We start from the raw sequence: 26075 nt of genomic DNA on the forward strand, positions 1-26075 counted from the left end.
ACTGCGGCACCGCTCGATTATACCCCTGCCGACCTGAATATCGGTAAAATGGAAATGAAGGGGTTCTCGGTTCCTGTACCGGGAAGTGATCAGAGGAAATAATAACCTCATTGATAATTATTGGCTGTTTGCAGTTGAAAATGTAATTATAGATCAATAAATGTTAAGTACCCAATTAATTCGAAGTAAATTCAATAAAATAATTACTTAAAATAACTAAAATTGACATAGATAGAAGAACTTTCATAAAGGTCAAGTTCGCTTTCAAACGACGGCAATTTTAAACTCAGAGGTAAACGATCTAAAACACATATTCATATTCAATGTAATATAAGTAATCGTATTTGATATTTTGATTTTTACGGAGCAGACTGATTAATAAAAGCAGTATAACTTACAAATCACGCCGTGCCAGTTAATAATAACTTTACATATTATTTACCACCGTACACATCAAAAGTATATTTTTTTCGCTTTTTTATTAAGATTGCTTTGAATTATGGAGTAGAAACATTATTTTCGTGCTGCATAATTATTCTTTGATATGAAATTTGTAAACAGAATAGAAGAACAAGAGCGGCTCTCGGCATCTATAAACAGTCAATCTCCATCCTTTGTGGTAGTATATGGAAGACGGCGCATCGGAAAGTCAACGTTGATAAAAAAAGTGCTTTCCCCTGCCGACGTCTATTACATGGCAGATCAAACAGAGCGGGCGCACCAAATTGAATTGTTGGCGAAAGAAATCGGCATGCGGTTTGAAGGTTTTGACCGAGCTATATACCCGGATTGGGAAGCGTTGTTCGATGGATTAAATCATCGGGCAACAAATCGATTTACATTGTGCTTGGATGAATTTCCATATTTAGCAAAAAGTTCGCCCGAACTGCCCTCGCTGCTCCAAAAAATAATTGATGCAAAAACGCTCAAATACAATATTATTATTTGTGGTTCATCACAACAGTTAATGCAAGGATTGGCACTTGACAGCACATCGCCTCTTTATGGGCGTGCCAATCAAGTTCTAAAGATCTTACCCATCGGTATTACATATCTTCATGAGTTATTGGATGGTACGCCCATTGGAACTGTTGAAGAATATTCCGTGTGGGGCGGCGTACCAAGATATTGGGAAATCCGCTTACAAAGCAACTCGTTGCAGGAATCAATAAGGTATAATCTGCTCAATGCGCAAGGCACGTTATATGAGGAGCCTTACCGGTTATTTATCGACGATATGCGCGATATTGTACAAGCATCTACACTGCTGTCACTTATCGGAAACGGCGCAAACCGGATTTCAGAAATTGCCGCAAGGGCAAATAAGCCTGCCACAAGCCTTTCCGGGCCGTTAGACAGGTTGATTACACTGGGCTATATTGAACGTGAAATACCACACGGAGACAATCCCAAAAAAAGCAAAAAAGGACTCTACAAAGTAGCTGACCCATTTATGAATTTTTATTTCCGATTTGTTGTTCCCAACCGTTCGTTAATTGAATTGGGACGTACCGATGTCGTGATGGAAGAGATTTCGGCACGTTTTAACAGTTATGTATCTTGGCATTGGGAAAACCTTTGCCGTAAAGCAATCAGCGGACAAGTATTCAAAGGAAAACGCTACGGATTGGCATCACGATGGTGGGGAAGCATTTCACGCGATGAACAAATGGAATTTGACGTAGTTTCCGAATCAACCGATGGCAAAAGTCTGCTCGTGGGAGAATGCAAGTGGTCGGACAATGAGAATACCGAATATCTGTTTAAAACCATCAAAGAGAAAGTACAGAAAACCCATTTAGTCAAAAATAAAGAGGTTATTCCTGTGCTTTTCCTGAAAAGCAACAAAAAATCAGGTGAGAATATTTTCACACCCGAGCAGATTTTTGAATTGCTTAAATGATGTAAATTCATTCTATTGTTAGAGCCTTCGTCTCGACTTTTTATCCGTCAAAAGCCGGATAGTAATTTTCTTACAACAACCGGTTAATGTCGGATGCCTTATAAAGAATTTTTCCGTCTAGTTTGATAACCTGAAATCCCGTTCTTTTGTAACCATATTGTTCGAGAAAAACAAGGGTTTGACAATTTTTCACTATATATCAACAGAATAGATATATTTTCAAATTATCTGGTTAGAAAATGCAGGAATTTCGGCATTAAAAATCCAATAAAATTAAAGAGGGTGAAATCACTTTGTATGCGATTCACCCTCTTTTCATGATCTTTATATTAATAGTATTGATATGTTTTATACTACACCCTGTGATAACATGGCATCGGCCACTTTCATAAAACCGGCAATATTAGCACCTTTCACATAGTTTATATATTTCCCGTTTTTCCCGTGGAATATGCACTGTTCATGGATATCGCTCATTATCTGGTGTAACCATCGGTCCACCTCCTCGTTGCTCCATGAGATATGCATGGCATTCTGAGTCATCTCAAGCCCCGAACATGCCACACCACCCGCATTAACTGCTTTCCCGGGTGCAAAAAGCATTTGATTCTCAAGAAAGAATTCTACCGCCTCGGCAGTACAACCCATATTCGAGACCTCTGCAACAATAGTAACACCATTATCTTTCAAACGTTTTGCATCTTCCAGATTCAACTCGTTCTGAATAGCACAAGGCAGAGCGATATCTACTTTACGTTCCCATGGCTTTTTGCCGGGATAGAATGTTGCACCGGAAAACTCATCGGCATATGGAGCCACAATATCATTTCCTGAATTGCGTAGCTCAAGCATGAATTCAATCTTCGCAGGTGTATTAACTCCATCTCTATCGTAGATATAACCGTCTGGGCCGGAGATAGCCACGACTTTGGCACCCAGCTCAGTTGCCTTTTTCACGGCACCCCATGCTACATTTCCAAAGCCTGACACTGCAACGGTCTTCCCTTTCAAGCTGATGTTGTGGGTAGCACACATCTTCTCTACAAAATAGAGAGCCCCATATCCCGTAGCTTCCGGACGTAATCGCGAACCACCAAACGACATCCCCTTTCCGGTAAAGGTGCCGGTATGTTCCCTTGCCAGCTTTTTATACATGCCATACATGTAGCCCACTTCACGCGCTCCAACGCCGATATCTCCCGCAGGGACATCGGTGTCAGGGCCGATATTGCGCCACAACTCCATCACAAAAGACTGGCAAAAACGCATGATCTCAGATTGTGAACGCCCTTTTGGAGAAAAGTCCGCCCCACCCTTGCCGCCGCCCATTGGTAACGTGGTAAGTGCATTCTTGAAGGTCTGTTCAAATCCCAAAAATTTCAGTGAAGAAAGTGTAACTGAGGGGTGAAAACGAATACCACCCTTATACGGGCCTATGGCTCCGTTAAACTGTACACGATATCCGATATTAACATGAACTTTACCGTTATCGTCCACCCAGGGCACACTGAATGTAAACACCCTGTCGGGTTCCACGATACGTTCAATAATGCCCGCTTTTTCAAATTCAGGATGCTGGTTATACACATCCTCAATAGATATCAATACTTCTCTCACGGCTTGAAGGTACTCTGACTCGCCCGGATGTTTCGCCTCAAGTTTTGTCATTATGTCATTTACTTTCATATTATAGAGGTTTTTATTAGGTATTGCTTAGCAAAGGTATAGATTAAATTGGAATATTGATATTTTATTGCAACTTTTTTATAGAAAAAAAACTTTCTGTTTTTAACATATAAATGCTACTTTTGTGGTGCACTATTTGCGTTAAGTCAAATAAACATTGTTCAAGCAAACATGAACGATGTCTTTATGAGCAAATATCCAATTTTAGGGAACTATTGCGATAAGCTAAATAAGCATAGTCAAAGTAAACTTGGCTTACGCCCTAAAGAGCAACTTTTTCATTAAGCGACATACAGAAGACGAATTCATTCGGGTTGTGGTGTTGCAGAAAAACAATTAATGCAATTGAACTTTTGAATTTAAACAGTTTGAATGGCAAAAAATAAACTGGCCAAATTTGCAGACATGGCCACTTATAGTAATGTATTTCAATACCCCTTCGAGGTGTTGAGAGATGAAGGTTTCCCCCTTAAGGGAGAGTGGTACACCTACTTTGGCAACAAAAATCCAATAGTCCTTGAGCTGGGCTGTGGCAAAGGTGAATATACAGTAGAGCTGGCACGTAAGTTCGCGGCAAGGAACTTTATCGGGATCGATATCAAAGGTGCCAGAATGTGGAAAGGTGCTACTTGTGCTCTGGAAGAAAACCTCACAAATGCGGCTTTTATCCGTACCCATATTGAGTTGATAAGTTACTTTTTCAGCGAGAACGAGGTCTCGGAGATATGGATCACTTTTCCCGACCCTCAGATGAAAAAGGTTAACAAACGACTTACCTCAACCCGATTTATGAAGGAATACAGCAGTGTATTAAATGAAGGCGGTATTATTCACCTGAAGACGGACAGCAATTTTTTATACACCTATACCAAGGCAATGATTAAAGAGAACGGTCTTGAACTTCTTTTCGAAACGGACGATCTGTACCATTCAGGCCTAAACAATGATATTCTGGAAATTCAGACTTTCTATGAACAACAATGGCTATCGCGCGGTTTAAACATCAAATATATCAGGTTCGAATGCCCTAAAGACCGGGAATGGAGTGAACCTGATGTTGAAATTGAAAAAGATGAGTATCGCAGTTTCGGCCGCAACGCCCGATTATAATTATAAAAATAGCCTCAAAAGGCAAATTGAATTATGACAATATATCCTCAACTCATTATTGATGCACTGAAAAATGTGCGTTACCCGGGCACGGGACAGGACATTGTTTCTGCCGGGATGGTGGAAGACAACATCCGCATTGAAGGCATGAAAGTGAGCTTCTCGCTCATCACAGAGAAAGCACACGACCCATTTATTAAATCGGTAGTAAAAATGGCTGAACAAGCCATCCTTACATATGCCGGCAAAGACATCGACATAAAGGGAAACATATCCGTGAAATCAAAGCAGCCACCACGTCCGGACTTGCCTGACTTGTTGCCGGGCGTGAAAAATATTATTGCAGTCGCCTCAGGTAAAGGAGGAGTCGGAAAAAGTACGGTATGCACAAACCTTGCAGTGGCTCTGGCTCAGAAAGGATATAAGGTAGGACTGCTTGATGCCGATATTTTTGGGCCCTCAGTACCAAAGATGTTCGGAGTGGAGGATGCCGGTCCCATGCTGGAGAAAAGGGATGGGCGCGATTTGATTGTCCCCGTTGAAAATCACGGAGTTAAGATGCTTTCTATCGGATTCTTTGTAAATAAGGGAGATGCGGTTGTATGGCGCGGAGCGATGGCAAGCAATGCGCTTAAGCAGCTCATTGGTGATGCGGACTGGGGAGAGCTGGACTATTTTCTAATAGATTTTCCTCCAGGAACAAGCGATATACATCTCACCCTCGTACAAACGGTACCTATTACAGGTGCTGTTATTGTGAGTACACCGCAAGAGGTGGCACTGGCCGATGCCCGCAAGGGTATCAGCATGTTCACCGGCGACAAGGTGAACGTGCCAATTCTTGGGTTAGTGGAAAATATGTCATGGTTCACTCCGGCAGAACTACCGGAAAACCGCTATTATATTTTCGGGAAAGAGGGCTGTAAACGGCTGGCCGAAGAGCAGGGTTATGCACTGTTAGGCCAGATCCCCATCGTCCAGAGCATAAGAGAGGGAGGCGATGATGGCCAACCAGTAGCATTGCACAGCGACAGTATCACAGGGATTGCTTTCTCCGAACTGGCTGACAATCTGGTGCAAGCTGTAGAGAAGAGAAACAGGGAGCTCCCTAAAACAGGGATAGTAGAGATAACGCGAAAATAAGATCAATATGCCGGGAAACCGGAACCTCCAATATGGAATTTCCGTTATATTCCTATTAGCACATTACCATATAATTATTCATGAAACATCCACTTGAGCAATTCCGGTTTTGTCCCAGGTGCGGTTCAAAACGGTTTATCGAAAACAATGAAAAGTCGAAGAAGTGCTTCGATTGCTGTTTTGTATATTATTTCAACTCATCGGCAGCAGTGGTGGCGGTTATAGAAAATAAGCAGGACGAAATACTGGTAGCACGCAGGGCAAAAGATCCGGCTAAAGGAACGCTTGACCTCCCCGGAGGTTTCATCGATATGCATGAAACGGCAGAAGAGGCTATTGCCCGTGAAGTGAACGAAGAGACCGGCCTATTTGTTACTTCTCAACAATACCTTTTTTCCATTCCGAATATTTACGTATATTCGGACTTTGAAGTGCAAACCGTAGACCTCTTTTTTAGATGTAACATGAAAGATTTCAACGAATTAAAAGCACAGGATGATGTTTCGGAACTACTGTTCATAAAGTTAAAAGATTTAGAACCCGCTGATTTTGGGCTCCTGTCTATTCGAAAAGGAGTTGAAAAATTGCGGTCAGAAAGGAAAAGAGGTACATCTGACAATGTACAGCATAGCATATCACGGTAAAAAAATTTGAATATATGAAAAAAATCATCTTACTATTCACCCTTGCACTTGTCACTCAGTTTTCAATGGCACAAAAAACAGTGTACCACACGCATCCGGAAGTACTGTTCAACCAGGGTAAAGAGATGTTTCTCGAGGGTAATTGGGTAGGCGCGCAAGAGCTGCTGACCGGGTTTGCCACATTAAGCAACGATTCATACCTGAAAGAAGAAGCAGCATATATGGTTGCCATATCGTCGTTCCACCGCGGAAACAAAACCAGCGGAAACATACTGAAAGAATTTCTAACGAAATACCCTGAAACCATACATCGACATCAGGTAAATTTTCTTATCGGATCGTATTATTACGATAAGAGAGATTGGGAAACAGCCGGAATATGGTTCGGACTTACCGATCTTGATTATCTGACTCTCACGGAACAGGAAGATTACAGCTTCCGTTCCGGATACACACAGTTGCAGTCGGGAAACAAAGAAGAGGCCAGGCGATATTTCGGATTGCTGTCACAAAACAGCAACAAATATAGGGATGCAGCCAATTTTTATCTCGGTTATATCGAATATATCAACAGAGACTATTCAGGAGCTTTGCGCCGTTTTGAGCGATTAAAAAATAATCCGGAATATCAGGAAGAGGTGGCCTTCTATACTGCTCAGGCTACCTTTTTCGATGGTGAGATTAACGATGCCATCAAGCTGTCGGAAGCTTTTGTTAGCAGATATCCGTCAAGTGAACATGTTTCTGAGATGTACCGTGTATTAGGCAATAGTTATTACAGACAGGGACAGCCATCCAGAGCCATTACTTTTTACGAGAAGTATATTGCCGGCAACAACAGACCACTCAGGGGCGATGCCTATTTTATGGGATTATCCTATTCCGATACCGGTAAATACAACGATGCGGTAAATATGTTCCAGCAAGCTGTAGGTGAGCCAGACGCTCTTTCACAAAATGCGCAGCTTCAACTTGGACACACTTATCTAAAAATGAATCAGAAACAGCAGGCCCAGATGGCTTTCGAGGCAGCTACACGCGACAATTATGACCCTCAGGTGCGTGAGACGGCTCTCTTCAACTATGCCCTGCTGGCACATGAAACCAACTTTTCGGTATTCAGCGAATCCATCACTCTGTTCGAGAATTTCCTCAGCGAATACCCCAACTCACAGTATATCAGCCAGGTGAATAATATACTTGCAGAAACATTTCTCACAACAAAGGACTACACGGCAGCCATTAACGCCATCAACCGCATCAAGAACCCCGGGCGCCGTATCATGGAAGCGAAACAGATGGTTCTCTTCCAGCTGGGAGCACAAGAGTTTATCAACGGAAATATGAACCAGGCAGTACAGCATTTCAACAACAGCATTAGCTTAGGCAACTACGATGTTAAAGCGCGTAACAGCGCATATTACTGGCGCGGAGAAGCATATTACCGGATAGGAAATTACAGCAACGCGGTAAACGACTTCCGGCAATTTACGCAGAATGCAATATCATCAGACGAGAACTATGCTTTAGGGTGGTACGGTATGGGTTATGCTCTCTTCAAACAACAACAGTACATTCAGGCGGCAAATGCTTTTATGCAATATATCTCTGCCGAAACCAACCGCAACAGGCCAGAGTACGCCGACGCAATGAATCGTGTGGGTGACAGTCACTATTTTAACCGCAATTTCAGTGAAGCAGAACGCTATTACGGACAGGCTGCAACTGCAAACCCCGATATTGCTGATTATGCTTCATATCAGCGTGCTTTTGTAATGGGACTGCAACGCAACTACCAGGGAAAAATTGAAGCTCTGGACAACCTTATACGCCGCTATCCCAACTCACAGTATTACGATGATGCGCTATATGAAAAAAGTCGCGCCCTTACCATGCTTAACAGGGAGAACGAAGCCATAACTGTATTACATAAACTGGTTACCGATTACCCAAAAAGCCCGATCGCCGGACAAGGAGGGGTGCAACTGGGGCAACTGTATTACAATAGCGGCAATTATCAGCAAAGCATAGCCGCCTACAAAAATGTGATATCTAATTTCCCGGGTTCAGATGATGCACGTAATGCACTGGTCTCACTGGAGACGGTCTATCGTGAAATAAACGATATTGACTCATACGTAAGATATGCGAACTCGCTTCCGGGTGGAATGCGTATCACTCCCTCACGCCAGGATTCCCTCACCTACCTCGCTGCCGAAAATGTATATATGCGGGGCAACCGTACAGATGCAGAACTGGCAATGACCCGGTATCTGCAGTCTTATCCTAACGGAGCATACAGCAGCGATGCCAATTATTACCTCGGGGTGATTGCCGACGAAAAGGGGGACAAGCAACAGGCATTGACTCATTTCCGAAAAGTAATTGATGCAAGCAATGTGAAATTTCTCGACAATGCACTTATTTACACATCTCAGACAGAGTATAAGAACGGCAATTTACGTCAGGCGCTTGCAGACTATTCAAGGTTAGCTAATTCAGCCAGGAATGCTACAAACAAACAAATTGGGCAAATGGGCGTTATACGCGCTCAATCGCAACTGGGAGGCTATCACGAAGCAGTTCGTGCAGCAACAGAATTGCTTGCCGGAAATAATCTCTCAGCAGAAACGGTTACCGAAGCAAGATATCTGCGGGGAAAAGCATATCAGCAGATAAATGAAACAGACAATGCAATGGCCGACTTCCAGTTCATTGCAAAGGATACGCGCAGTATCTATGGCGCCGAAGCTCAGTTTATCATTGCAGACACTTATTACCGCTGGAAGTCGTATGACCGGGCAGAAGCACAGGTGAAAGAGTTTATGCAGAAAAGCACTCCGCATCAATACTGGATGGCCCGTGCTCTTATTGTTCTGTCGGACACCTATATGGCCAAAGGAGATAGGTTCCAGGCACTTCAGTACCTTGAGAGCTTAAGAACCAATTATAAGGGTGGTGAGGCTGATATCAGTCAAATGATAGATGAGAGACTTAAATAAAAACCGGGATTAAAAAAATAATGCAGATCTGCTAACTTTTCAGATTGACCGGATTATATATGTCCAAAAGTCAGAAACTTAATGAAAATAAAAAAAACAGATAGTATGAGAAAAATATATTTCACAATAATAATTTTGTCATTATCTTCAGGAATATTTGCACAAACACAGGATTCTCTACTTAGGCGACAGATGGAACTGGAGCGAGACTTCACACCCTCACTGTTTGATGCGGACAAAATAAATTCGCTGCCTGCCTTGCATGAACCTGCCGTTCAAAAGGCCAACACCAACTATTCCACCTGGGCAGGGCGCACCACTCCTCCCCTGGAGATTGCACTACCTGCACCTGGAAACATAATGACGGCGATACCCTACAACATGAAAAAAGGATTTATCAGATTCAACGCAGGCAATTACGCCAATATGGACGGAGTTTTTGGGTACCGCCTGGTAGAAGACGAGAAAAATGATTTTTCTTTCACTTTTCATCATAACTCCACCAATGGTGATATCAACTATCTGCAGGATGTAAATCCGGCCGGTAGCAATGCCTATTTCATGGATAACCGGGGTTGGCTTGGATTCAGACATATAGCTGATGCTCTCACATTTAATATGCAGCTTTCATACTTGAACTCCACATTCAACTATTATGGAAATACATTCGGTGATACCCGCTTTTACAATAATGAAAATCAGCGACTGGGCATTTTGAATGCAATAATTGGAATCAAATCGCATGAATCAGACATACTAAATTATAGAGGTGAGATAGATTTCAAAAATTTCTCCACCAGATTCGCTGAAACCGTCGACACGAAAGGAATAAAAGGGACACAGTTAAACGCGATTGCCGGTTTCGACAAACCTTTCAGAGGCGCTGGAAGCAAAGTGGGTGTGGATGGGAAGTTATTCACCACCTTTTATAATGGCAATTTAGACGACTTCACCCTTGTCAACGCGGCCCCATACATCACCTTTGCCGGCATTAACAGCAGTGCAAGACTGGGAGCCGATGTGCTTTTTCAAATATCAGGCAGTACAAAGATACGCGTTGTGCCAAACGTGAAACTGCACTGGGGGGTAACTGATCACTCTTCACTCTACGCAACTGTTCACGGAGGAATCAGAAGCAACACATTCCCCGGTATGATAAGCGAATCGAGATACATCCAACCATATGACAATGTAATACCATCATTCACCCTTATCGACTTTAACGCAGGAGCAAAAATAGGTGAAGTGAGCGGGTTTCGTTTCGATATTTTCGCAGGATACAAAAAAACTGACGATGAACATTTTCTGCTATTGAACGGACAGGATATTGTTGACGGAATGGCAACATCCCCATATAAAGAGGTGCTTAAGCCTGTGTATGGGAGTTTGTCAAATTCTCACTTCGGTGGAATAATACAAGGCAACATATGGTCACCTCTGGATTTTTCATTGCGGCTGAAAAAAAACTTCTATGAAGTAAACGATTTAACGGTTAACGATGTACTGATAAATGATGCCAGAGCCTACAATATGCCAGGTTTTGAAGTTGATATTCGTGCATCGCTTGATCTGCTGAGCAACCTGAACCTTACACTTAACTATTACCTGGCCGGAGACAGATGGTCCTATTTCGACGGTGCAAATCTAAAAATGGATAATATCAATGATCTTAATGTGGGAGCCGTTTACGATATCACCGATGCCTTTTCCGTTAATGCAAGGGTAAACAACCTCTTGTCGCAAAAGTTCGATATCTGGTATGGGCACCCGGCACAGAGCATTAATGCATCGGGCGGTTTCACGTTTAAATTTTGATCTTTTGAATCCCGTACGAAAAGCCTATCTCATTGCGACAGGGCCATATTATATATTGTTTATCTGCACATTATAAATATTTTTTCGATATTAATGGCTTTTGGGGCAGACTCATCTTTTTCAACAAACAATTCTTAATCGAAGCAAATCACTTTGCAGATATGCTGTTGTATTGTTGCATAAACACTGGGGGGTTAAACGTCGCACAAAACTATTTTTAATACTTCTTCCTTCTTGTTTACAATGCTTTTATGTACTTTTGCGGCGAACATTGGTTGTCCACAAACTTCATGAAGAGATCCGAAAGTTATGGGTAAGAAAAAAAAAGCTCAGAAAAGAGCATCGAAAACAAAAAAAGTAACAGGGAAATATGACATCATAAAAGCCATGTGGAGCCTGTTCGGCCTGATGGTGGCAGGTGCTGCGCTCTTTTTCCTGCTCGTGTCGGCAGGGCTTGTTGGTTACCTGCCAGAGATTAATGAGCTGGAGAATCCGATTGATAAATACGCATCACAGGTTATCTCTTCCGATAACGAACTGCTTTTCACCTATTCACAAAGCGATGATAATAGAATTTTTGTGGATTATTCAGACCTGTCCCCATATCTTATCGATGCATTAATTTCGACCGAAGATGTGAGATATTATTCCCACTCCGGTATAGATATTATAGGCTTGGGAAGAGCTGTATTTAAAACACTTATCCTCAATAAAGGAGAGAGCGGCGGCGGGAGTACCATCACTCAACAGCTGGCAAAGCTTCTCTACTCTCCACGGGCAAACAACAAACTTCAGCGTGTTTTTCAAAAACCTGTTGAGTGGGTAATTGCAGCGAAGCTGGAGCGCTTTTATTCTAAAGATGAGATCATCAACCTCTACTTGAACAAATATGACTTCAACTATAATGCCGTGGGGATTGAGTCTGCCGCACGTACTTATTTCAATAAAACCCCCGACGAATTGAGCGTAGATGAGTCAGCCATGCTTATTGGAATGCTTAAAAACTCATCCCTTTATAATCCGGTACGACGCCCGGAGGTTACAAAAGAGCGTCGGAACGTTGTACTTTCTCAGATGCAGAAGGCTGGGCACCTTAAGAAGCAACAGGCCGATTCCCTAAAACAACTTCCAATTGAACTGGATTTTAACCGTTCCGGTCACATTGATATTGCCGCTCCTTATTACCGTCAGCATCTGGCAAAAATGATGATGGCCGTGAAGCCACAGAGAAAGAATTACGCCTCGTGGAAAAAACAACAGTTTACGGAAGACTCACTCTCATGGGAGGAAGATCCACTTTACGGATGGTGTAATAAAAATAAAAAACCTGACGGATCGAACTACAATATCTACACAGACGGACTTAAGATTTACTCAACAATCGATTCCCGTATGCAACGCTACGCGGAAGCTGCTGTGAAAGAACATTTGGGCGGATATCTCCAAAAACAGTTTTTCAGTGAAAAGGCCGGTAGGAAATACGCTCCGTACTCTGTTGAAGTAAGCAATCAGGTTGATGATCTGATGACGGCAGCAATGAAACAGACGGAACGTTACCGTGTTCTTAAAAAAGGAGGACTCAGTGAAGCTGAAATAATTAAAAACTTTAAGGAGGTACCTGTCGAAATGAAGGTTTTCTCATGGGAGCATCGGGAAATAGACACACTGATGACACCCTGGGATTCAATCCGCTATCATAAAAACTTCCTTCGTGCGGGATTCATGGCAATGGATCCTTTAACGGGACATGTAAAAGCCTATGTAGGAGGGCCTGATTTCAAATTCTTCAAATATGATATGGTTTCCACCGGCAAACGGCAGATAGGTTCTACAATCAAGCCTTATCTCTACACTCTTGCAATGGAGGAGGGGATGACTCCTTGCGACGGAATGATTCACGGCCCGGTAACACTTATGCCCGAAGTAGGGGAGCCATGGGAACCACGCAATACGCGTAAAGCTTCCGGAGAGTTTGTATCCATCAAATGGGGCCTTCAGAACTCCGACAACTGGGTGACTGCCTGGCTGATGAAGCAATTCTCGCCCTACACATTTGCCCGTATGCTCCAATCATTCGGGTTGAAGACTCCGGCCGATCCGGTAGTTTCACTTGCGCTGGGACCTAATGACGCATCAGTTTATGAGATGGTAGGAGCCTATTCTTCTTTCATCAACAGAGGCATCCGCGTGGAGCCGGTATTGGTGACCCGAATTGAAGACCAGTTCGGCAACGAAGTGTACTCATCCGTCCCCAGAATGAAAGAGATCTTCAGTGAATCTACCTCCTATAAGATGCTCGATATGCTGAAGGCTGTCATCGATGGCGGTTCGGGAGGCAGGCTGAGACGGTTATATAACCTGAAAGGGCAAATGGGCGGAAAAACGGGTACGACAAATAATAATTCCGACGGATGGTTTATGTCGTTTACCCCCAATCTGGTCGCAGGCTGCTGGGTGGGCGGTGAAGACCCATCCATACATTTCGACCGGATGGCTTACGGACAGGGAGCCAGCATGGCGTTACCCATTCACGGGTTGTTTTATCAAAAGATTTATGCCGATCGCGAACTAAAATACAGTGACGACGGTGTTTTTGATATCCCAGCCGAATTCGACCCGTGTCATGATTCAAAGCGCTACTCTCCCGACTTCTACCGGAATGATGATCCGATGGTGGAGAGCGAAGGTATCGACGACATATTCAATTGATATTATTCGACAACTGCCACACCGGACAACAGGAATAATAAGCTGAAAAACAAGTATAAGCATCGGCTTTAAATAGAGATCAAAGGAGGATTCAAAATTGAATACCTCCCTTGATGTTGATATAATTATCAACAAGGAGAATAGTTGATAACTATCTTGGATCTTTTATTTCAGGCGTCTTTTTAACTCCGTATCCCACTACTACAATATCACTGACAACAGAACTGCTACCACTGTTTGATAATTCCTCGTCTTGTAACCTGAAATATACTGTAAGATCGACTTTTGAATTGGCTCTTCCTCCTTCCTTTTCCAGGACAATATCTGACGGGATCATTTTCAACACTCTTAATACTTCTGAATCAAGAGAAGGATCAACTCCTTCCGCAATTTTAAGATTTGTTATCTCTCCCTTATCACTGACACTGTAACTGGTTTTTACCAACCCCGTAATACCATTTTCCTGCGCAATAACAGGATATTTAATATTTTGAGCTATAAACTTAACAAAGGCCTGCTCCTGCGAACTATCAGCTTTAACACATACGGCCTTCAAATCAGAACTTTCATTTCTACTCAGCCGAAAAACTACCGGTATGGTAAATCGTACATTTACAGCTTGTCCGCGCTGTTTGCCCGGCTCCCATTCAGGCATCGACTCAAGAACCCGAACCGCCTCGGCATCCAACAGCGGGTCAATTCCACGTACTACATTCACATCGGCTATGCTACCATCTTTCATCACTATAAAATTACAAATTACCCTTCCCTCAATACCTTTCGTTTTAGCCTCTTCCGGATATCTGATATTGTCAATCAGAAACCTCATCATTGCTTCTGTTCCACCGGGGAATTCGGGCTGAATCTCTACTACTACAAAAACTTCATCAGTGGCTGATATTCTCTTTTGAGGTTCGGCTTGTTGAGCATAGACGCTGTTAGCGGTAATCAGCAAAAGCGCCAAGGGTAAACTGGCAATATATTTTGCCAGCTTTACCATGGGCGACTTAGTTTTATTCATCATCATAATTCGTTGTTTTAATTGTGATACATTAAAGTTATTTACTATCTGAACTGCAGTTTCATGATAAGTCAATCGTAAAAGATGGAATTGATATTCGCGGCTGTCGACCCCTTCACGAAGGACACCGTTATCAGCAAGATATTCCAGATTCATAGCCATTTCCCGCTTCATTAGCCACACACAAGGATTCCACCAGGAAAAAAGAAAAAAAATCTCGATAAGTATAATATCCAGCGAATGCCACTGTCGTACATGCGTGTGCTCATGTAGAAGAATCTGCGCAATCTCCGTTTCAGAATGCTTTTCAGTATGTATAAATATCAATTTGAAAAAAGAGAAAGGGGGCATATCATACTTCAACTGGTAAACAGCAATTCCGGAGATCATACTTTTTTCACAATTAAGACGAATTCGCATGATAGAGATGAGCTGCCAGAAAAACCGCAACACAAAAAATAGTGTTCCTACACCAAAGATGGCAGTCAGGACCTGCTCCCAGGATATCGCAAAGGAGGGAAGGGATGTAGGTTCTTCTGTAGCTAATACCATGGCAGGCTTTTCAAAAATAACAGTAGAATTAACTTTCTCCAATGAATTGGAGCGAAAATTCCACATCTCACCAAATGCAGGAATAACAAAAAGAGGGTAAAGCAAAGAAAATAGAATTGCCGACAGGAAAAAGATACGTCTCACCAATAAAAATGTATCCCGTTTTAATACTGTAATATACAGAAGATAAAACAAAACTATGGCAATGTTAACTTGTACAAGATATATAAGAAAAGAGTACATGATCAGTATAAGTTAAATGTCCAACAAATGGGCTACTCCCGGTTTTTCTCAATCAGGTGAACAATCTCATTCAGCTCCTCAGCACTGATCTTTTGTTCTTTAGCAAAGAAAGATACTAGCTCCTTATAGGAGTTATCGAAATAACTCTGCACCACTCCAGACAAAAAGTGACGTTTATAGGCAGACTCAGATATTTTCGGTTTATAAACCTTTACATTTCCAAATCTCCTTTTTATCAGATATCCTTTGTTCTCAAGATTGTTGAAGATAGATGCCACTGTGGTATACGGAGGTTTAGGCTCTTCCATTTTATCCACCACATCTTTTATAGCACATTCGTTGAGTTGCCACACATGCAACATCACAATTTCTTCCTGGGGTGTTAATCTATCCATAATTCATATCAATTTTTAAAAACATATAGCTAATGAACCTACTTGGGAAAGTCATTTTTTATAATATCTTGAATTTACGCTTCGTTAAAACCTCATTTATAATACTGACAGCTAATAAGTTATGCTGGATTCCCAAAAGTACCATACTCTGCTGATATTCAGTGAATTATAAGAATTATTTTAAAGTAATCGTCGAAGTATTTTTGTATCTCTGCTATTTAAATATTCAAAAAACTAAACTCAGACATTTTAAAAGGCACACGACTATTTAAACAATACAAATTTACGAATTTTTCGTAATGCAGAAACTTTCTCGTACTATTTTATAGTTAAATAAATAAAAAAGAGAGTGCATCACAGTGTGACTTCACCCTCTCTTCCTCATCTCCTCTTCTAAAAGAGAACAATAACTAACTCAAGTTTCGCATATATAAATTAAAACATATGCAGCTAAATATGAGACCTATCAAATGTTTAGCGGAAACCCATTCGATAAAACAGATGTGATCTGACAAGCTATTTGAGCGAAGCGCGTTTCTTACAGCTGCTTCTCAAAATCTTGCATACACTGCACCAATGCCTCCACGGCTTCTTTAGGACAGGCATTGTATATGGATGCACGAAAGCCTCCAACTGAACGATGCCCCTTAATCCCAACCATTCCCTTCTCTTTTGCAAACTCAAGGAAAGCAGCCTCTTTGTCTTTATACTCTTCACTCATCACAAAACAAACATTCATGATGGAGCGGTCTTCTTTGGCTGCGGTTCCAACAAAGAGTTTATTCCGGTCTATCTCGTCGTAGAGAAGCGCAGCTTTCTCCTTGTTGAGCTTGTGCATTGCCTCAACACCTCCCAGCTCCTTTACCCATTTCAGGGTTTCATGCATCACGAATATAGAAAATACAGGAGGAGTGTTGAACATGGAGCGGTCTTTCTCTGCTGCGCCTATATGTGTGCGATAATCCACCATGGTCTGCAGCGGGCGGCCCGTTTTTCCAAGAATATCTTCGCGTACAATTACAAATGCCACACCGGCAGGTCCAACATTCTTCTGCGCCCCGCCATATATTATTCCATATTTAGATATATCTACCGGGCGGCTCATAATGTCAGACGACATATCGGCTACCAATGGCACCGGACTTTCAATATCTTCATGAATCTCCGTACCGTAAATAGTATTGTTGGAGGTGATATGGAAATAATCGGCATCGACGGGAATGGTGTATCCTTTGGGAATATAGGAGTAGTTTCTATCTTCGGAAGAAGCCACAACTTCAACCTCGCCGTAGAATTTTGCCTCTTTAATTGCTTTTTTGGCCCACACACCAGTCTGCAAATATGCAGCCTTCTTTTTCATAAGATTAGCCGGAACATCAAAAAACTGAGTGCTGGCACCGCCTCCGAGCAATAAGACCTTATAATTGTCGGGAATGTTGAGAAGCTCCTTCCAGAGGTCTGCTGTCTCTTTCATGATACGTTCCCATCCAGGTGTACGGTGTGATATCTCCAGAATACCTATTCCGGTGTTGTCAAAATCGCGAATTGCTTCAATTGCGGACTCTATTGCAGGCCTTGGAAGTACACACGGGCCAGCGTTGAAATTGTATTTTTTCATTTTATTGGTATATTTATTATTTTCTATTCACTCTAAACTTGTCATCTCCATCCTTAAAAAAAGAAACAATCTGTCTGGCTGCGGCAAGCCCGGCATTTAAATTGGCTTCTGCTGTCTGAGCTCCCGATTTTCTTGGTGTGGAGAAGTAGCGCTTTGGGAATTTTGCAAGAAACTCTTCATGCTTGTCCGGCTTAATATCGGTAACAAACTGAAATAGAGGCCGCTCCTCCATAATTCGTAAAAGATCATCCTCTACTATAAGTTCTTTACGCGCCGTATTAATAAGAAGACCATCCTGAGGCATATGTGACAGAAGGCTATAATTTACACAGTTACGAGTTTCACCCAGCAAAGGCATATGTAAAGAAACTATATCACTGTTTTCAAACAACTCTATGTTGCTATATGCAGCAATAACACCGTATTCACCCTCTTTGCGCAAGTCATCGTGAGTAAGAGTCGGGGAATAGGCATAAACCGGCATGTCGAAACCTCTGGCAATCCTGGCCACCATCTTCGCTACATTTCCGAAAGCATACAATCCAAGTCGTCTGTCTTTGAGCTCACGGCCTACCGAACCGTCAAACTGATTGCGTTGCATATAAATGGCCATGCCAAAAACAAGTTCAGCTACGGCATTTGCGTTCTGGCCGGGAGTGTTCATTACACAAATTCCTTGTTGAGTGGCAGCATCAAGGTCCACGTTATCGTAACCAGCCCCGGCTCTTACAATCACTTTCAGGTTTGGAGCAGCAAATATTACCTCACCATCTACAATATCACTTCTGACTATTATAGCTTCTACATCTTTCACGGCATCAAGCATTTGAGACTTGTCTGTATATTTCTCCAATATGACAAGTGTGTGCCCCGCAGACTCAACAATTTCTTGTATCCTTTTTACTGCCTGTAGAGCAAACGGTTTACTTGTCGCCAAAAGTACTCTCATATCTTTTATCTTTTTAATATAACTTACAGAAATTACATTTTTGACGGGTATGAGATTTCCCATTACAAAAACATATAATGTTACAACCTAAAATAAATTTCTGTTTTTGAAAATATAATCTTTACAAAATATGCTTCACTATTTTTTAAAAAAAACAGTGTCTGCTGTATGGAATCTTACCTCCAAATAAAGTTACAAATTTACAAACTTATGCGTAACAAAAAACGAAATCCGAATAAAAAAATCTCAATTGTTCATTATTTATCTCTCTTAAAAGATATTTGTCCGATAAATCGATTAATCGTATCTTTGTGTCAGCGCACGAAATATACAACGCGATGAACAGTCCCTATCCATCAACTCTGCTCGAAAATGCGGTCAACGAATTTGCCAAACTACCGGGTATTGGAAGAAAATCGGCACTCCGGCTGGTACTTCACCTGTTGCGGCAGGATAAAGAGAAGGTTGCAAACTTTGCGAACACAATAATTAAGCTGAAAAATGAAGTAAAATACTGCTCATCATGCCATAATATCTCCGATACGGAAATGTGTGGTATCTGTGCCGACAGATCACGCGACCACTCTCTTGTATGCGTAGTGGAAAACGTTAAAGAGGTTATGGCGATTGAGAAAACCATTCAGTTCAGGGGAGTGTACCACGTGTTGGGTGGAATCATCTCTCCTATCGACGGCATCGGCCCTTCTGACCTGGAGATTGCAAGCCTGGAAGAGAGAGTGAGTAACGGCAATATAAAAGAGGTTATTCTGGCACTGAGTGCAACGATGGAAGGCGACACCACAAATTTTTATATTTTCAGAAGATTGCAACCATACGGCGTAAAAGTAAGCATTATTGCCAGAGGTGTCTCCATTGGTGATGAAATAGAGTATGCCGATGAAGTGACACTTGGACGTTCTATTATTAACCGCACACCCTTCGATGAATCGTATAAACTCCTGTCGAAATGAGAGAAGAAAATAAAATTGACAAGGCCATCCGGCTTCTGAAAGCCCATTATTACGTAAATATAATTTTTCTGGCATCTCTTTTTTTACTTTTTCTGTTTCGTCTGCTTCCCTTTTTTCATGAGAAAAAGACGATCAGTGTCACTTTGGAAACATTCACCTTGATAATTTCCATAGTTGCTGTTCCGGGAGCATTGAAATATTTCGCCATCGGCATGAAAAAGATTCATAGTCCCTTAGAGGCCTGCGCAGCAATAAAGAAATACAAATGGCTATCATTCACACGTATATACATATTAAGCATTGCAGCGCTAACAAATATTATTCTGTACGGGTATTCAGGGAATATGAACTTTTTCTGGTTTACTGTAGTATTTTTTATCACCTTTTTATTTTGCAGGCCATCGTACCCCGAACTGGCAGCACTGACTGAAGTGAAGGGTGAAAAAAACGAACCTCTGCAGGATGTTAAAACAATACCCGGAAATGAAGATATACCTGGAGAATAGAAATATCAGGTTACGCGCACCTGAACCGGAAGACCTTGATGTACTCTACGTATGGGAGAATGACACTGAGATGTGGGAAAGCGGCTCATCAATCCACCCCTTTTCCCGGTTCACACTAAAGCAGTACCTTATTGATTCACGACACGATATATATGTGGACAAACAGCTCCGTTTGATTGTAGAGCTGAATGAATCAGCCGAGCCGGCAGGCGCTGTCGACCTGTATGATTTTGACCCGTTTAACCGTAGGGCGGGTGTGGGCATCCTGATAGATAAAAAATTCCGGAAACAGGGGCTGGGCCTGCAAACGCTGATACTCCTTGAAGAGTATGCTTTTGGTTTTCTAAAATTAAGGCAACTTTACGCTTTTGTACCTGTAAAAAACAAGGAGAGTACCTCGTTGTTTACGAAAGCCTTCTATCTTCCGGTAGGGATATTGAAAGAATGGCTTTCAGGTGAAGAGAGTTTCGAGGATGTACAGGTGATGCAAAAAATTAACCCGGAAAAATAAATTGTTACGGGTCACGATAAATGAATTTCAACAGGAAACAATATGCAGGACGACATAAAAAAAGCTTGTGATGTATTAATGAAGGGAGGAATCATCCTCTATCCTACCGACACCATATGGGGTATCGGTTGCGATGCTACAAATGAAGACGCGGTTAAACGCATTTATAAGCTGAAACAGCGAGACGACAGCAAGTCGATGCTCATTCTTATGGACAATCCGGCCAGGCTGAATTCCTATGTACAAGAAGTGCCTGATATCGCACTGGACCTTATAGAGTTAACCACCAATCCGCTCACCATAATCTACGACGGAGCCAAAAACCTTGCTTCCAATCTTATTTCACCCGACGGGTCAATTGGTATACGCATTACAGAAGAAGCATTTTCAAGAGAACTGTGTAAACAGTTCCGCAAGCCCATTGTATCCACATCGGCAAATTTGAGTGGCGATCCCTCTCCAACCCGGTTTTCACAAATAAAAGCGATCATAAAAGACGGAGTTGACTATATTGTCACATATCGGCAAAAAGAACAAGCCCAATCCAGGCCATCATCAATTGTGAAATTAAGTAGAGACGGCACAATACAAATTATCAGAAAATAAACAATTTTGCTATCTTTGTCCTTAAGATGAACATAAGGAACCTTATTCCAAATATGCAATTTAAAGAGATACACAATAAGTTTTTGCTATGGCGCGATTCTCATATAAAAGAGCGTCATTTTTTGCTATTTGTGTGCTTCCTTGTTGGAATACTCACTGCTACAGCTGCTTATATTTTAAAGTCGGCCATACATTTTTTTCAGTTTTTCCTGACCGAGAATTTCAGTCGCGATAATTTTAACTTTTCCTACCTCCTATTCCCTATTGTGGGAATCCTTATTGCCGGATTATATGTAAAATACGTAGTTAAGGACGATATAAGCCATGGCGTCACAAAAATTCTTTTTGCCATATCTCAGCGCAAAAGCAGGATAAAACCACATAACATGTACTCGTCGATTATAGCCAGCTCCGTAACCATAGGCCTTGGAGGATCCGTAGGAGCCGAGGCACCGATAGTACTCACAGGATCAGCCATTGGGTCTAATCTGGGAAGATTCTTCAAACTGGAACAACGCAGCCTGATGATTCTCGTAGGATGCGGTGCCGCCGGAGCTATAGCCGGAATCTTCAAAGCGCCCGTTGCCGGTATCCTTTTCGTGATTGAGGTGTTGCTGCTCGACCTTACCATGTCTTCAATACTACCTCTTCTTGTTACAGCAGTAACCGCAACCACCGTTTCATACCTTCTCACAGGCATGGACGCCATGTTTGCCTTTACTCTGGTTGAACCTTTTATACTCGATCGAATACCGTATGTGATTATTCTGGGTATTCTCTGTGGTTTTGTCTCGCTCTATGTTATTCGCACAATGGGCTGGCTGGAAGATATCTTCCACAATTTACCCAGCTGGAAAAGATTTCTGCTTGGAGGAGTTTTGCTCAGCATACTGATATTCTTTTTTCCTCCTCTGTATGGTGAAGGGTACAACACTATCAACACACTGCTGGCAGGAGGCGACTCTTTTCTTTCTCTTATGAACGAAAGTTTTTTTCACAACATTGCAAGCAGGTGGGCAATAGTAGGTTTTCTTGTTCCGGTAATTATCTTTAAAGTATTTGCCACTAGTGCCACCAACGGTGGAGGAGGAACAGGAGGGGTATTTGCACCTACATTGTTTCTGGGTTGCATCGCAGGTTTTGTTTTTTCATATACACTCAATCGGTTAGGATATACTACCTATCTGCCGCAGGAGAATTTCGCACTTATGGGTATGGCGGGAGTGATGGCCGGTGTGATGCATGCACCGCTTACCGGTAGCTTCCTTATCGCAGAGCTTACAGGCGGATATCATCTGTTCCTTCCTCTCATGATTGTTTCTCTGGTTTCATATGGAACAATTTTGATGTTCGAAAGGCACAGCATCTACGCCATGCGCCTTGCCAAGAGTGGGGAACTGATCACGCATCACAAGGATAAGGCAGTTCTTACTTTCCTGAAGGTAGAGGATCTGCTTGAGAAAGATGTGCCTACGGTAACTCCCGAAATGACACTAGGTGATATGGTTAAGGTTATATCTGCATCTGAAAGAAATATTTTCCCCGTTGTTACTGATAGTGGTGTTCTGTTAGGACTTGTTTTGATGAACGATATCCGCAATATCATGTTCCGTCCGGAGCTTTACGACAGGTTCACAGTTGAGAAATTTATGGTGGGTTCGCCATCAAAAATTGATATTCACACAAGTATGGAAGAGGTGATGGAAATATTCGAAAATACAAAAGCATGGAATCTACCGGTAGTAGATTCCGGAGGAGTATATCAGGGGCTACTGTCACAATCTTCAGTGTTTAACTCATACAGGGAAGTTCTGGTAGAAAATTACTCCGAAACTGATGAATAACAGAATCAAGATGGATAGTACGATCAATATTAAGAAAGAAGAGGCACGAATTTTGTTCATGGGGACACCCGAATTTGCTGTTGAATCACTAAAAGCGCTGGTTGAGAACGGATATAATGTAGTGGGAGTAGTAACCATGCCCGACAAACCGGCAGGAAGGGGCTATTCACTCCGGCCATCACCCGTGAAACAGTATGCATTGCAGCAAGGGTTACCAGTGTTACAGCCGGAGAAGCTGAAGGATGAGGTGTTTCTGAATGAACTGAGAAAACTGAAAGCCGATCTGCAGGTTGTGGTGGCATTCCGCATGCTGCCTGAGGTAGTTTGGAGTATGCCACCCAAAGGCACCATAAACCTGCACTCATCACTGCTTCCACAATACCGTGGTGCTGCCCCCATCAATTGGGCTATCATCAACGGAGAAAAGGAGACAGGTGTAACCACTTTTTTTATAACTCACGAAATAGATACCGGGGCGATCATTTTTCAGGAAAAGACACCTATCAGTAAACAAGATAATGCAGGATCAGTTCACGACAGGCTAATGGCGATGGGAGCATCCCTTGTATTAAAAACGGTGGATACAGTCCTTAGCGGTAAGGCAGATACGGTTCTGCAGGACAAAATGTTCGCAAAAGAGCTGGAACTGAAGCCAGCACCCAAAATATTCAAGGACACCTGCCGTATCGACTGGGGAAAAACTGCTTCTGAGATATTTAATTTTATACGTGGCTTATCGCCCTACCCCGCCGCATGGACAGAATTAAACCAGCACGGCAGCAATGAGGCAGAGCGACTCAAAGTGTTTGCCTCGGAAGTAGCTGAAAGGTGCAATCACTCCTTACCCTTGGGAACAATTGAAACAGATCACAAAACCTTTGTAAAAGTAGCAGTCAGGGACGGGTTCGTTCACATTAACGAACTTCAGTTGCCGGGAAAGAAAAGGATGAATATCACCGATTTCCTCAACGGTTACACTTTTAGTGAAAACGCGTTATTTATATAATCTACCACTTATAATTTAATCCGAAGCTGAGTGTCTGGTTGTACTGCCAATATTTTAGCTTCGAATCGGGTGGCACCCCGTCATCAAACCTGACATTCAAATATATGCGGGTTGAGAGTGCATTACTCAATGCCATATTAAGTGAGTTTTCGAATTCCGATACCACCTTCTCATAGCTTGTAAAATATGTAAGACGTGAATCCCATGCTATGTAGCGTGTAATATCATATTTAAAGATCGATGTAATGGTGCTACCGATATCCATTAGAGATTTTTTTCCTTCAGGGATACCGAACCGTTTCACATTAATTGAGGAGTTCCCTACATATTTATAGTTTATTGAAATAGGAGCTATCGCCAGGTCCAGCTTCACACGACGATGACGCACCTTATCTGATTTTTTGTCCAGATTATATTTCAAACCCACACCTGCATTAACATATAAAGGAGCTAGAAAAGCGGATCGCAGATCGTTAGAGTTTGTGGGATAAGCATTAAACAGTTGCGTTTTTGCCTCCAGGTTCATTGAGTATGACCATTTGCTCGTAAATGCATTAACTCCAAAGTCGCCGTAATAACGAACAAGGTCATTTCCTATACGGTATCTCCTAAGTGTATCATCAGGTGCATTAAAAACAGATAGCCTCCACTCTAATGTGTTGTTGAACCTCACCTTGTCTTTATTGTAATTTGCAGTAAACTTTTGATAACTGTTGAAGTTCAGATTATTTGTACCTCCCCTGTGCCAGTTATCGGAAAAATAGTTCTGAGCAAACTGAAAAGAGTGTTCTCCATTGCGTATCCAATATCTCCGGTTAATGGTTGCGACCTCCACACCCGGTGCATCGAGGGAATATGTAGTTTCTGTTTTTATAAGCTCACGAAATGGATTAAAAGTCTCTTTCACCACATCATCCGCCCCAGACATACGCGGCAGGGTGTCGAAAATTTCAACAGTATATTTTACTTTATCAGGGTAGGTCTTATAATAGTTCATCCTTACATCCTGTACAAAATCGTAGTGCCTTAGCTTTGGAGCGAAAGTTTTCTCCAGCGGTATAAGCAATCCTTTATCTTTGTCCTCATCCATGGGGTAAAATGACAATTCTCGCGGAAGAATTTCACCTGTGAAAATCATGGGAAGGAACAGAGGGCTGTAGAAAAGTGTATCCCTGAATGTCAACCCATCCATTGCATTATTATCATAATATCTTAAGGGCAGCTCCAATGTCCCATTCTCTTTCCTTGAATAGAGTGAATCGAGATGGTTAATCATTAAATAATGTTTAACATTGGGAACAGGGGGTTCAGTTGATGTGAATACTCTGCGTTGAGGTGCTGGATACATATTAACATTAATCCGTGGCATTGCAACCGGCTCAACATTAATAGTCTGTACTTCTGGCTGTTCAGGAGAAACTGTCTGTGTGTTTTCCGGTTGGTTTGTATGACGTTCTATTTGCCTGCTTATATCTGTTATATTACGAAACAAATCCGTACTATCCTGCACTTGTACCGGATCTTTTATAACATAAGACGTGACGTCAATCACAGAAGCCACTGCCCCGAATGAAAAAAGAGATAAAATCAAAGGAAAAACGATTCGTTTCATACCTAAATTTATATTGTATTAATATGCTTATTTCCTGTTATTTAGCAAATTTTATTATTCCGATTTTATTTTATTACAAATAGCAAAGATATAAAAAATGTTTTACTTAAAAACGATATGCTTTGAAAACCACTCTCACATTTCGACTGCTTGTTATTTAACTTTGCATGTTTTACGATAACAGCTGAAAATTTAATATTCTGATGTTTCCGGGAACTCTTTTTAAACC

General features: G+C 41.9%; 19 protein-coding genes. 13 read left to right on the forward strand and 6 right to left on the reverse strand.

The annotated features are described in order from the left end of the window. The first annotated feature begins 544 nt into the window (after nt 1–544). Entirely contained in the window at nt 545–1903 is a 1359-nt protein-coding gene (locus B3B27_RS09435; RefSeq protein WP_238867659.1) for an ATP-binding protein, read from the forward strand. A gap of 348 nt (nt 1904–2251) precedes the next feature. Here the strand turns inward: B3B27_RS09435 and gdhA are convergent, their stop codons facing one another. Further along, nucleotides 2252–3589 (reverse strand): NADP-specific glutamate dehydrogenase, encoded by a 1338-nt coding sequence (gene gdhA / locus B3B27_RS09440; RefSeq protein ID WP_238867660.1) that lies wholly within the window; start codon nt 3587–3589, stop codon nt 2252–2254. A 372-nt stretch (nt 3590–3961) separates the two neighbouring features. On the opposite strand from gdhA, the gene trmB reads away from it, so the two are divergent. The 6 genes from trmB to B3B27_RS09470 all read left to right on the forward strand — a co-directional run bounded on the left by trmB (nt 3962) and on the right by B3B27_RS09470 (nt 14012). Continuing rightward, nucleotides 3962–4699: a tRNA (guanosine(46)-N7)-methyltransferase TrmB gene (gene trmB / locus B3B27_RS09445; protein WP_238867661.1), complete on the forward strand. Its 738-nt coding sequence runs from the start codon at nt 3962–3964 to the stop codon at nt 4697–4699. Nucleotides 4700–4732: 33 nt separating this feature from the next. Continuing rightward, nucleotides 4733–5842, forward strand: a complete 1110-nt coding sequence (locus tag B3B27_RS09450) for an Mrp/NBP35 family ATP-binding protein (protein ID WP_286847326.1) — start codon at nt 4733–4735, stop codon at nt 5840–5842. An 80-nt stretch (nt 5843–5922) separates the two neighbouring features. Beyond that, nucleotides 5923–6486, forward strand: a complete 564-nt coding sequence (locus B3B27_RS09455) for an NUDIX hydrolase (RefSeq protein ID WP_286847328.1) — start codon at nt 5923–5925, stop codon at nt 6484–6486. A 14-nt stretch (nt 6487–6500) separates the two neighbouring features. Then, nucleotides 6501–9488 (forward strand): tetratricopeptide repeat protein, encoded by a 2988-nt coding sequence (locus B3B27_RS09460; RefSeq protein ID WP_286832580.1) that lies wholly within the window; start codon nt 6501–6503, stop codon nt 9486–9488. A 105-nt stretch (nt 9489–9593) separates the two neighbouring features. Continuing rightward, entirely contained in the window at nt 9594–11303 is a 1710-nt protein-coding gene (locus B3B27_RS09465) for a hypothetical protein (RefSeq protein ID WP_238867665.1), read from the forward strand. Nucleotides 11304–11690: 387 nt separating this feature from the next. Continuing rightward, nucleotides 11691–14012 (forward strand): transglycosylase domain-containing protein, encoded by a 2322-nt coding sequence (locus tag B3B27_RS09470; protein WP_238869511.1) that lies wholly within the window; start codon nt 11691–11693, stop codon nt 14010–14012. 151 nt (nt 14013–14163) lie between these two features. On the opposite strand, the gene B3B27_RS09475 is transcribed toward B3B27_RS09470, so the two are convergent. From B3B27_RS09475 to B3B27_RS09490, 4 genes are all read right to left on the reverse strand, one after another. After that, nucleotides 14164–15729 (reverse strand): M56 family metallopeptidase, encoded by a 1566-nt coding sequence (locus B3B27_RS09475; RefSeq protein ID WP_238867666.1) that lies wholly within the window; start codon nt 15727–15729, stop codon nt 14164–14166. 131 nt (nt 15730–15860) lie between these two features. After that, nucleotides 15861–16223, reverse strand: a complete 363-nt coding sequence (locus B3B27_RS09480) for a BlaI/MecI/CopY family transcriptional regulator (RefSeq protein WP_238867667.1) — start codon at nt 16221–16223, stop codon at nt 15861–15863. Between the two features lie 538 nt (nt 16224–16761). Further along, a complete protein-coding gene (serC, locus tag B3B27_RS09485; protein WP_286847332.1) occupies nt 16762–17841 on the reverse strand; it encodes a 3-phosphoserine/phosphohydroxythreonine transaminase in 1080 nt (359 codons plus the stop codon). A gap of 16 nt (nt 17842–17857) precedes the next feature. Further along, entirely contained in the window at nt 17858–18790 is a 933-nt protein-coding gene (locus B3B27_RS09490; RefSeq protein ID WP_238867669.1) for an NAD(P)-dependent oxidoreductase, read from the reverse strand. Between the two features lie 338 nt (nt 18791–19128). On the opposite strand from B3B27_RS09490, the gene recR reads away from it, so the two are divergent. Genes recR through fmt form a run of 6 tightly spaced genes read left to right on the forward strand, consistent with a single transcriptional unit; the run spans nt 19129 to nt 24234 of the window. Then, on the forward strand, nt 19129–19761 hold the full coding sequence (gene recR / locus B3B27_RS09495) for a recombination mediator RecR (RefSeq protein WP_286832586.1): 633 nt from the start codon (nt 19129–19131) through the stop codon (nt 19759–19761). Next, nucleotides 19758–20267 (forward strand): hypothetical protein, encoded by a 510-nt coding sequence (locus B3B27_RS09500; RefSeq protein WP_238867671.1) that lies wholly within the window; start codon nt 19758–19760, stop codon nt 20265–20267. Before recR ends, B3B27_RS09500 begins: the two co-directional genes overlap by 4 nt. Further along, nucleotides 20245–20778, forward strand: coding sequence for a GNAT family N-acetyltransferase (locus B3B27_RS09505; protein WP_286847333.1), 534 nt, complete (start codon nt 20245–20247; stop codon nt 20776–20778). The genes B3B27_RS09500 and B3B27_RS09505 overlap by 23 nt, the downstream gene beginning before the upstream one ends. Nucleotides 20779–20802: 24 nt before the next feature. Next, entirely contained in the window at nt 20803–21384 is a 582-nt protein-coding gene (locus tag B3B27_RS09510) for an L-threonylcarbamoyladenylate synthase (RefSeq protein WP_286832593.1), read from the forward strand. Between the two features lie 26 nt (nt 21385–21410). Further along, nucleotides 21411–23228 (forward strand): chloride channel protein, encoded by a 1818-nt coding sequence (locus tag B3B27_RS09515; RefSeq protein ID WP_407681775.1) that lies wholly within the window; start codon nt 21411–21413, stop codon nt 23226–23228. A 28-nt stretch (nt 23229–23256) separates the two neighbouring features. Next, complete coding sequence (gene fmt / locus B3B27_RS09520; RefSeq protein WP_238869513.1) at nt 23257–24234, forward strand: methionyl-tRNA formyltransferase; 978 nt, start codon at nt 23257–23259, stop codon at nt 24232–24234. A gap of 1 nt (nt 24235) precedes the next feature. On the opposite strand, the gene B3B27_RS09525 is transcribed toward fmt, so the two are convergent. Further along, entirely contained in the window at nt 24236–25846 is a 1611-nt protein-coding gene (locus tag B3B27_RS09525) for a DUF3078 domain-containing protein (protein WP_286844721.1), read from the reverse strand. Between the last annotated feature and the right edge of the window lie 229 nt (nt 25847–26075).

Origin of the sequence: Proteiniphilum sp. UBA5463 (genome assembly GCF_002427225.1) — a bacterium.
GTDB lineage: Bacteria > Bacteroidota > Bacteroidia > Bacteroidales > Dysgonomonadaceae > Proteiniphilum > Proteiniphilum propionicum.

What these genes read in the sequence shown, in the direction of transcription:
- B3B27_RS09435 (WP_238867659.1), top strand. Translation starts at nt 545, where the DNA reads ATGAAATTTGTAAACAGAATAGAAGAACAAGAGCGGCTCTCGGCATCT.
- gdhA (WP_238867660.1), bottom strand. Translation starts at nt 3,589, where the DNA reads ATGAAAGTAAATGACATAATGACAAAACTTGAGGCGAAACATCCGGGC.
- trmB (WP_238867661.1), top strand. Translation starts at nt 3,962, where the DNA reads ATGGCAAAAAATAAACTGGCCAAATTTGCAGACATGGCCACTTATAGT.
- B3B27_RS09450 (WP_286847326.1), top strand. Translation starts at nt 4,733, where the DNA reads ATGACAATATATCCTCAACTCATTATTGATGCACTGAAAAATGTGCGT.
- B3B27_RS09455 (WP_286847328.1), top strand. Translation starts at nt 5,923, where the DNA reads ATGAAACATCCACTTGAGCAATTCCGGTTTTGTCCCAGGTGCGGTTCA.
- B3B27_RS09460 (WP_286832580.1), top strand. Translation starts at nt 6,501, where the DNA reads ATGAAAAAAATCATCTTACTATTCACCCTTGCACTTGTCACTCAGTTT.
- B3B27_RS09465 (WP_238867665.1), top strand. Translation starts at nt 9,594, where the DNA reads ATGAGAAAAATATATTTCACAATAATAATTTTGTCATTATCTTCAGGA.
- B3B27_RS09470 (WP_238869511.1), top strand. Translation starts at nt 11,691, where the DNA reads ATGTGGAGCCTGTTCGGCCTGATGGTGGCAGGTGCTGCGCTCTTTTTC.
- B3B27_RS09480 (WP_238867667.1), bottom strand. Translation starts at nt 16,223, where the DNA reads ATGGATAGATTAACACCCCAGGAAGAAATTGTGATGTTGCATGTGTGG.
- serC (WP_286847332.1), bottom strand. Translation starts at nt 17,841, where the DNA reads ATGAAAAAATACAATTTCAACGCTGGCCCGTGTGTACTTCCAAGGCCT.
- B3B27_RS09490 (WP_238867669.1), bottom strand. Translation starts at nt 18,790, where the DNA reads ATGAGAGTACTTTTGGCGACAAGTAAACCGTTTGCTCTACAGGCAGTA.
- recR (WP_286832586.1), top strand. Translation starts at nt 19,129, where the DNA reads ATGAACAGTCCCTATCCATCAACTCTGCTCGAAAATGCGGTCAACGAA.
- B3B27_RS09500 (WP_238867671.1), top strand. Translation starts at nt 19,758, where the DNA reads ATGAGAGAAGAAAATAAAATTGACAAGGCCATCCGGCTTCTGAAAGCC.
- B3B27_RS09505 (WP_286847333.1), top strand. Translation starts at nt 20,245, where the DNA reads ATGAAGATATACCTGGAGAATAGAAATATCAGGTTACGCGCACCTGAA.
- B3B27_RS09515 (WP_407681775.1), top strand. Translation starts at nt 21,411, where the DNA reads ATGAACATAAGGAACCTTATTCCAAATATGCAATTTAAAGAGATACAC.
- B3B27_RS09525 (WP_286844721.1), bottom strand. Translation starts at nt 25,846, where the DNA reads ATGAAACGAATCGTTTTTCCTTTGATTTTATCTCTTTTTTCATTCGGG.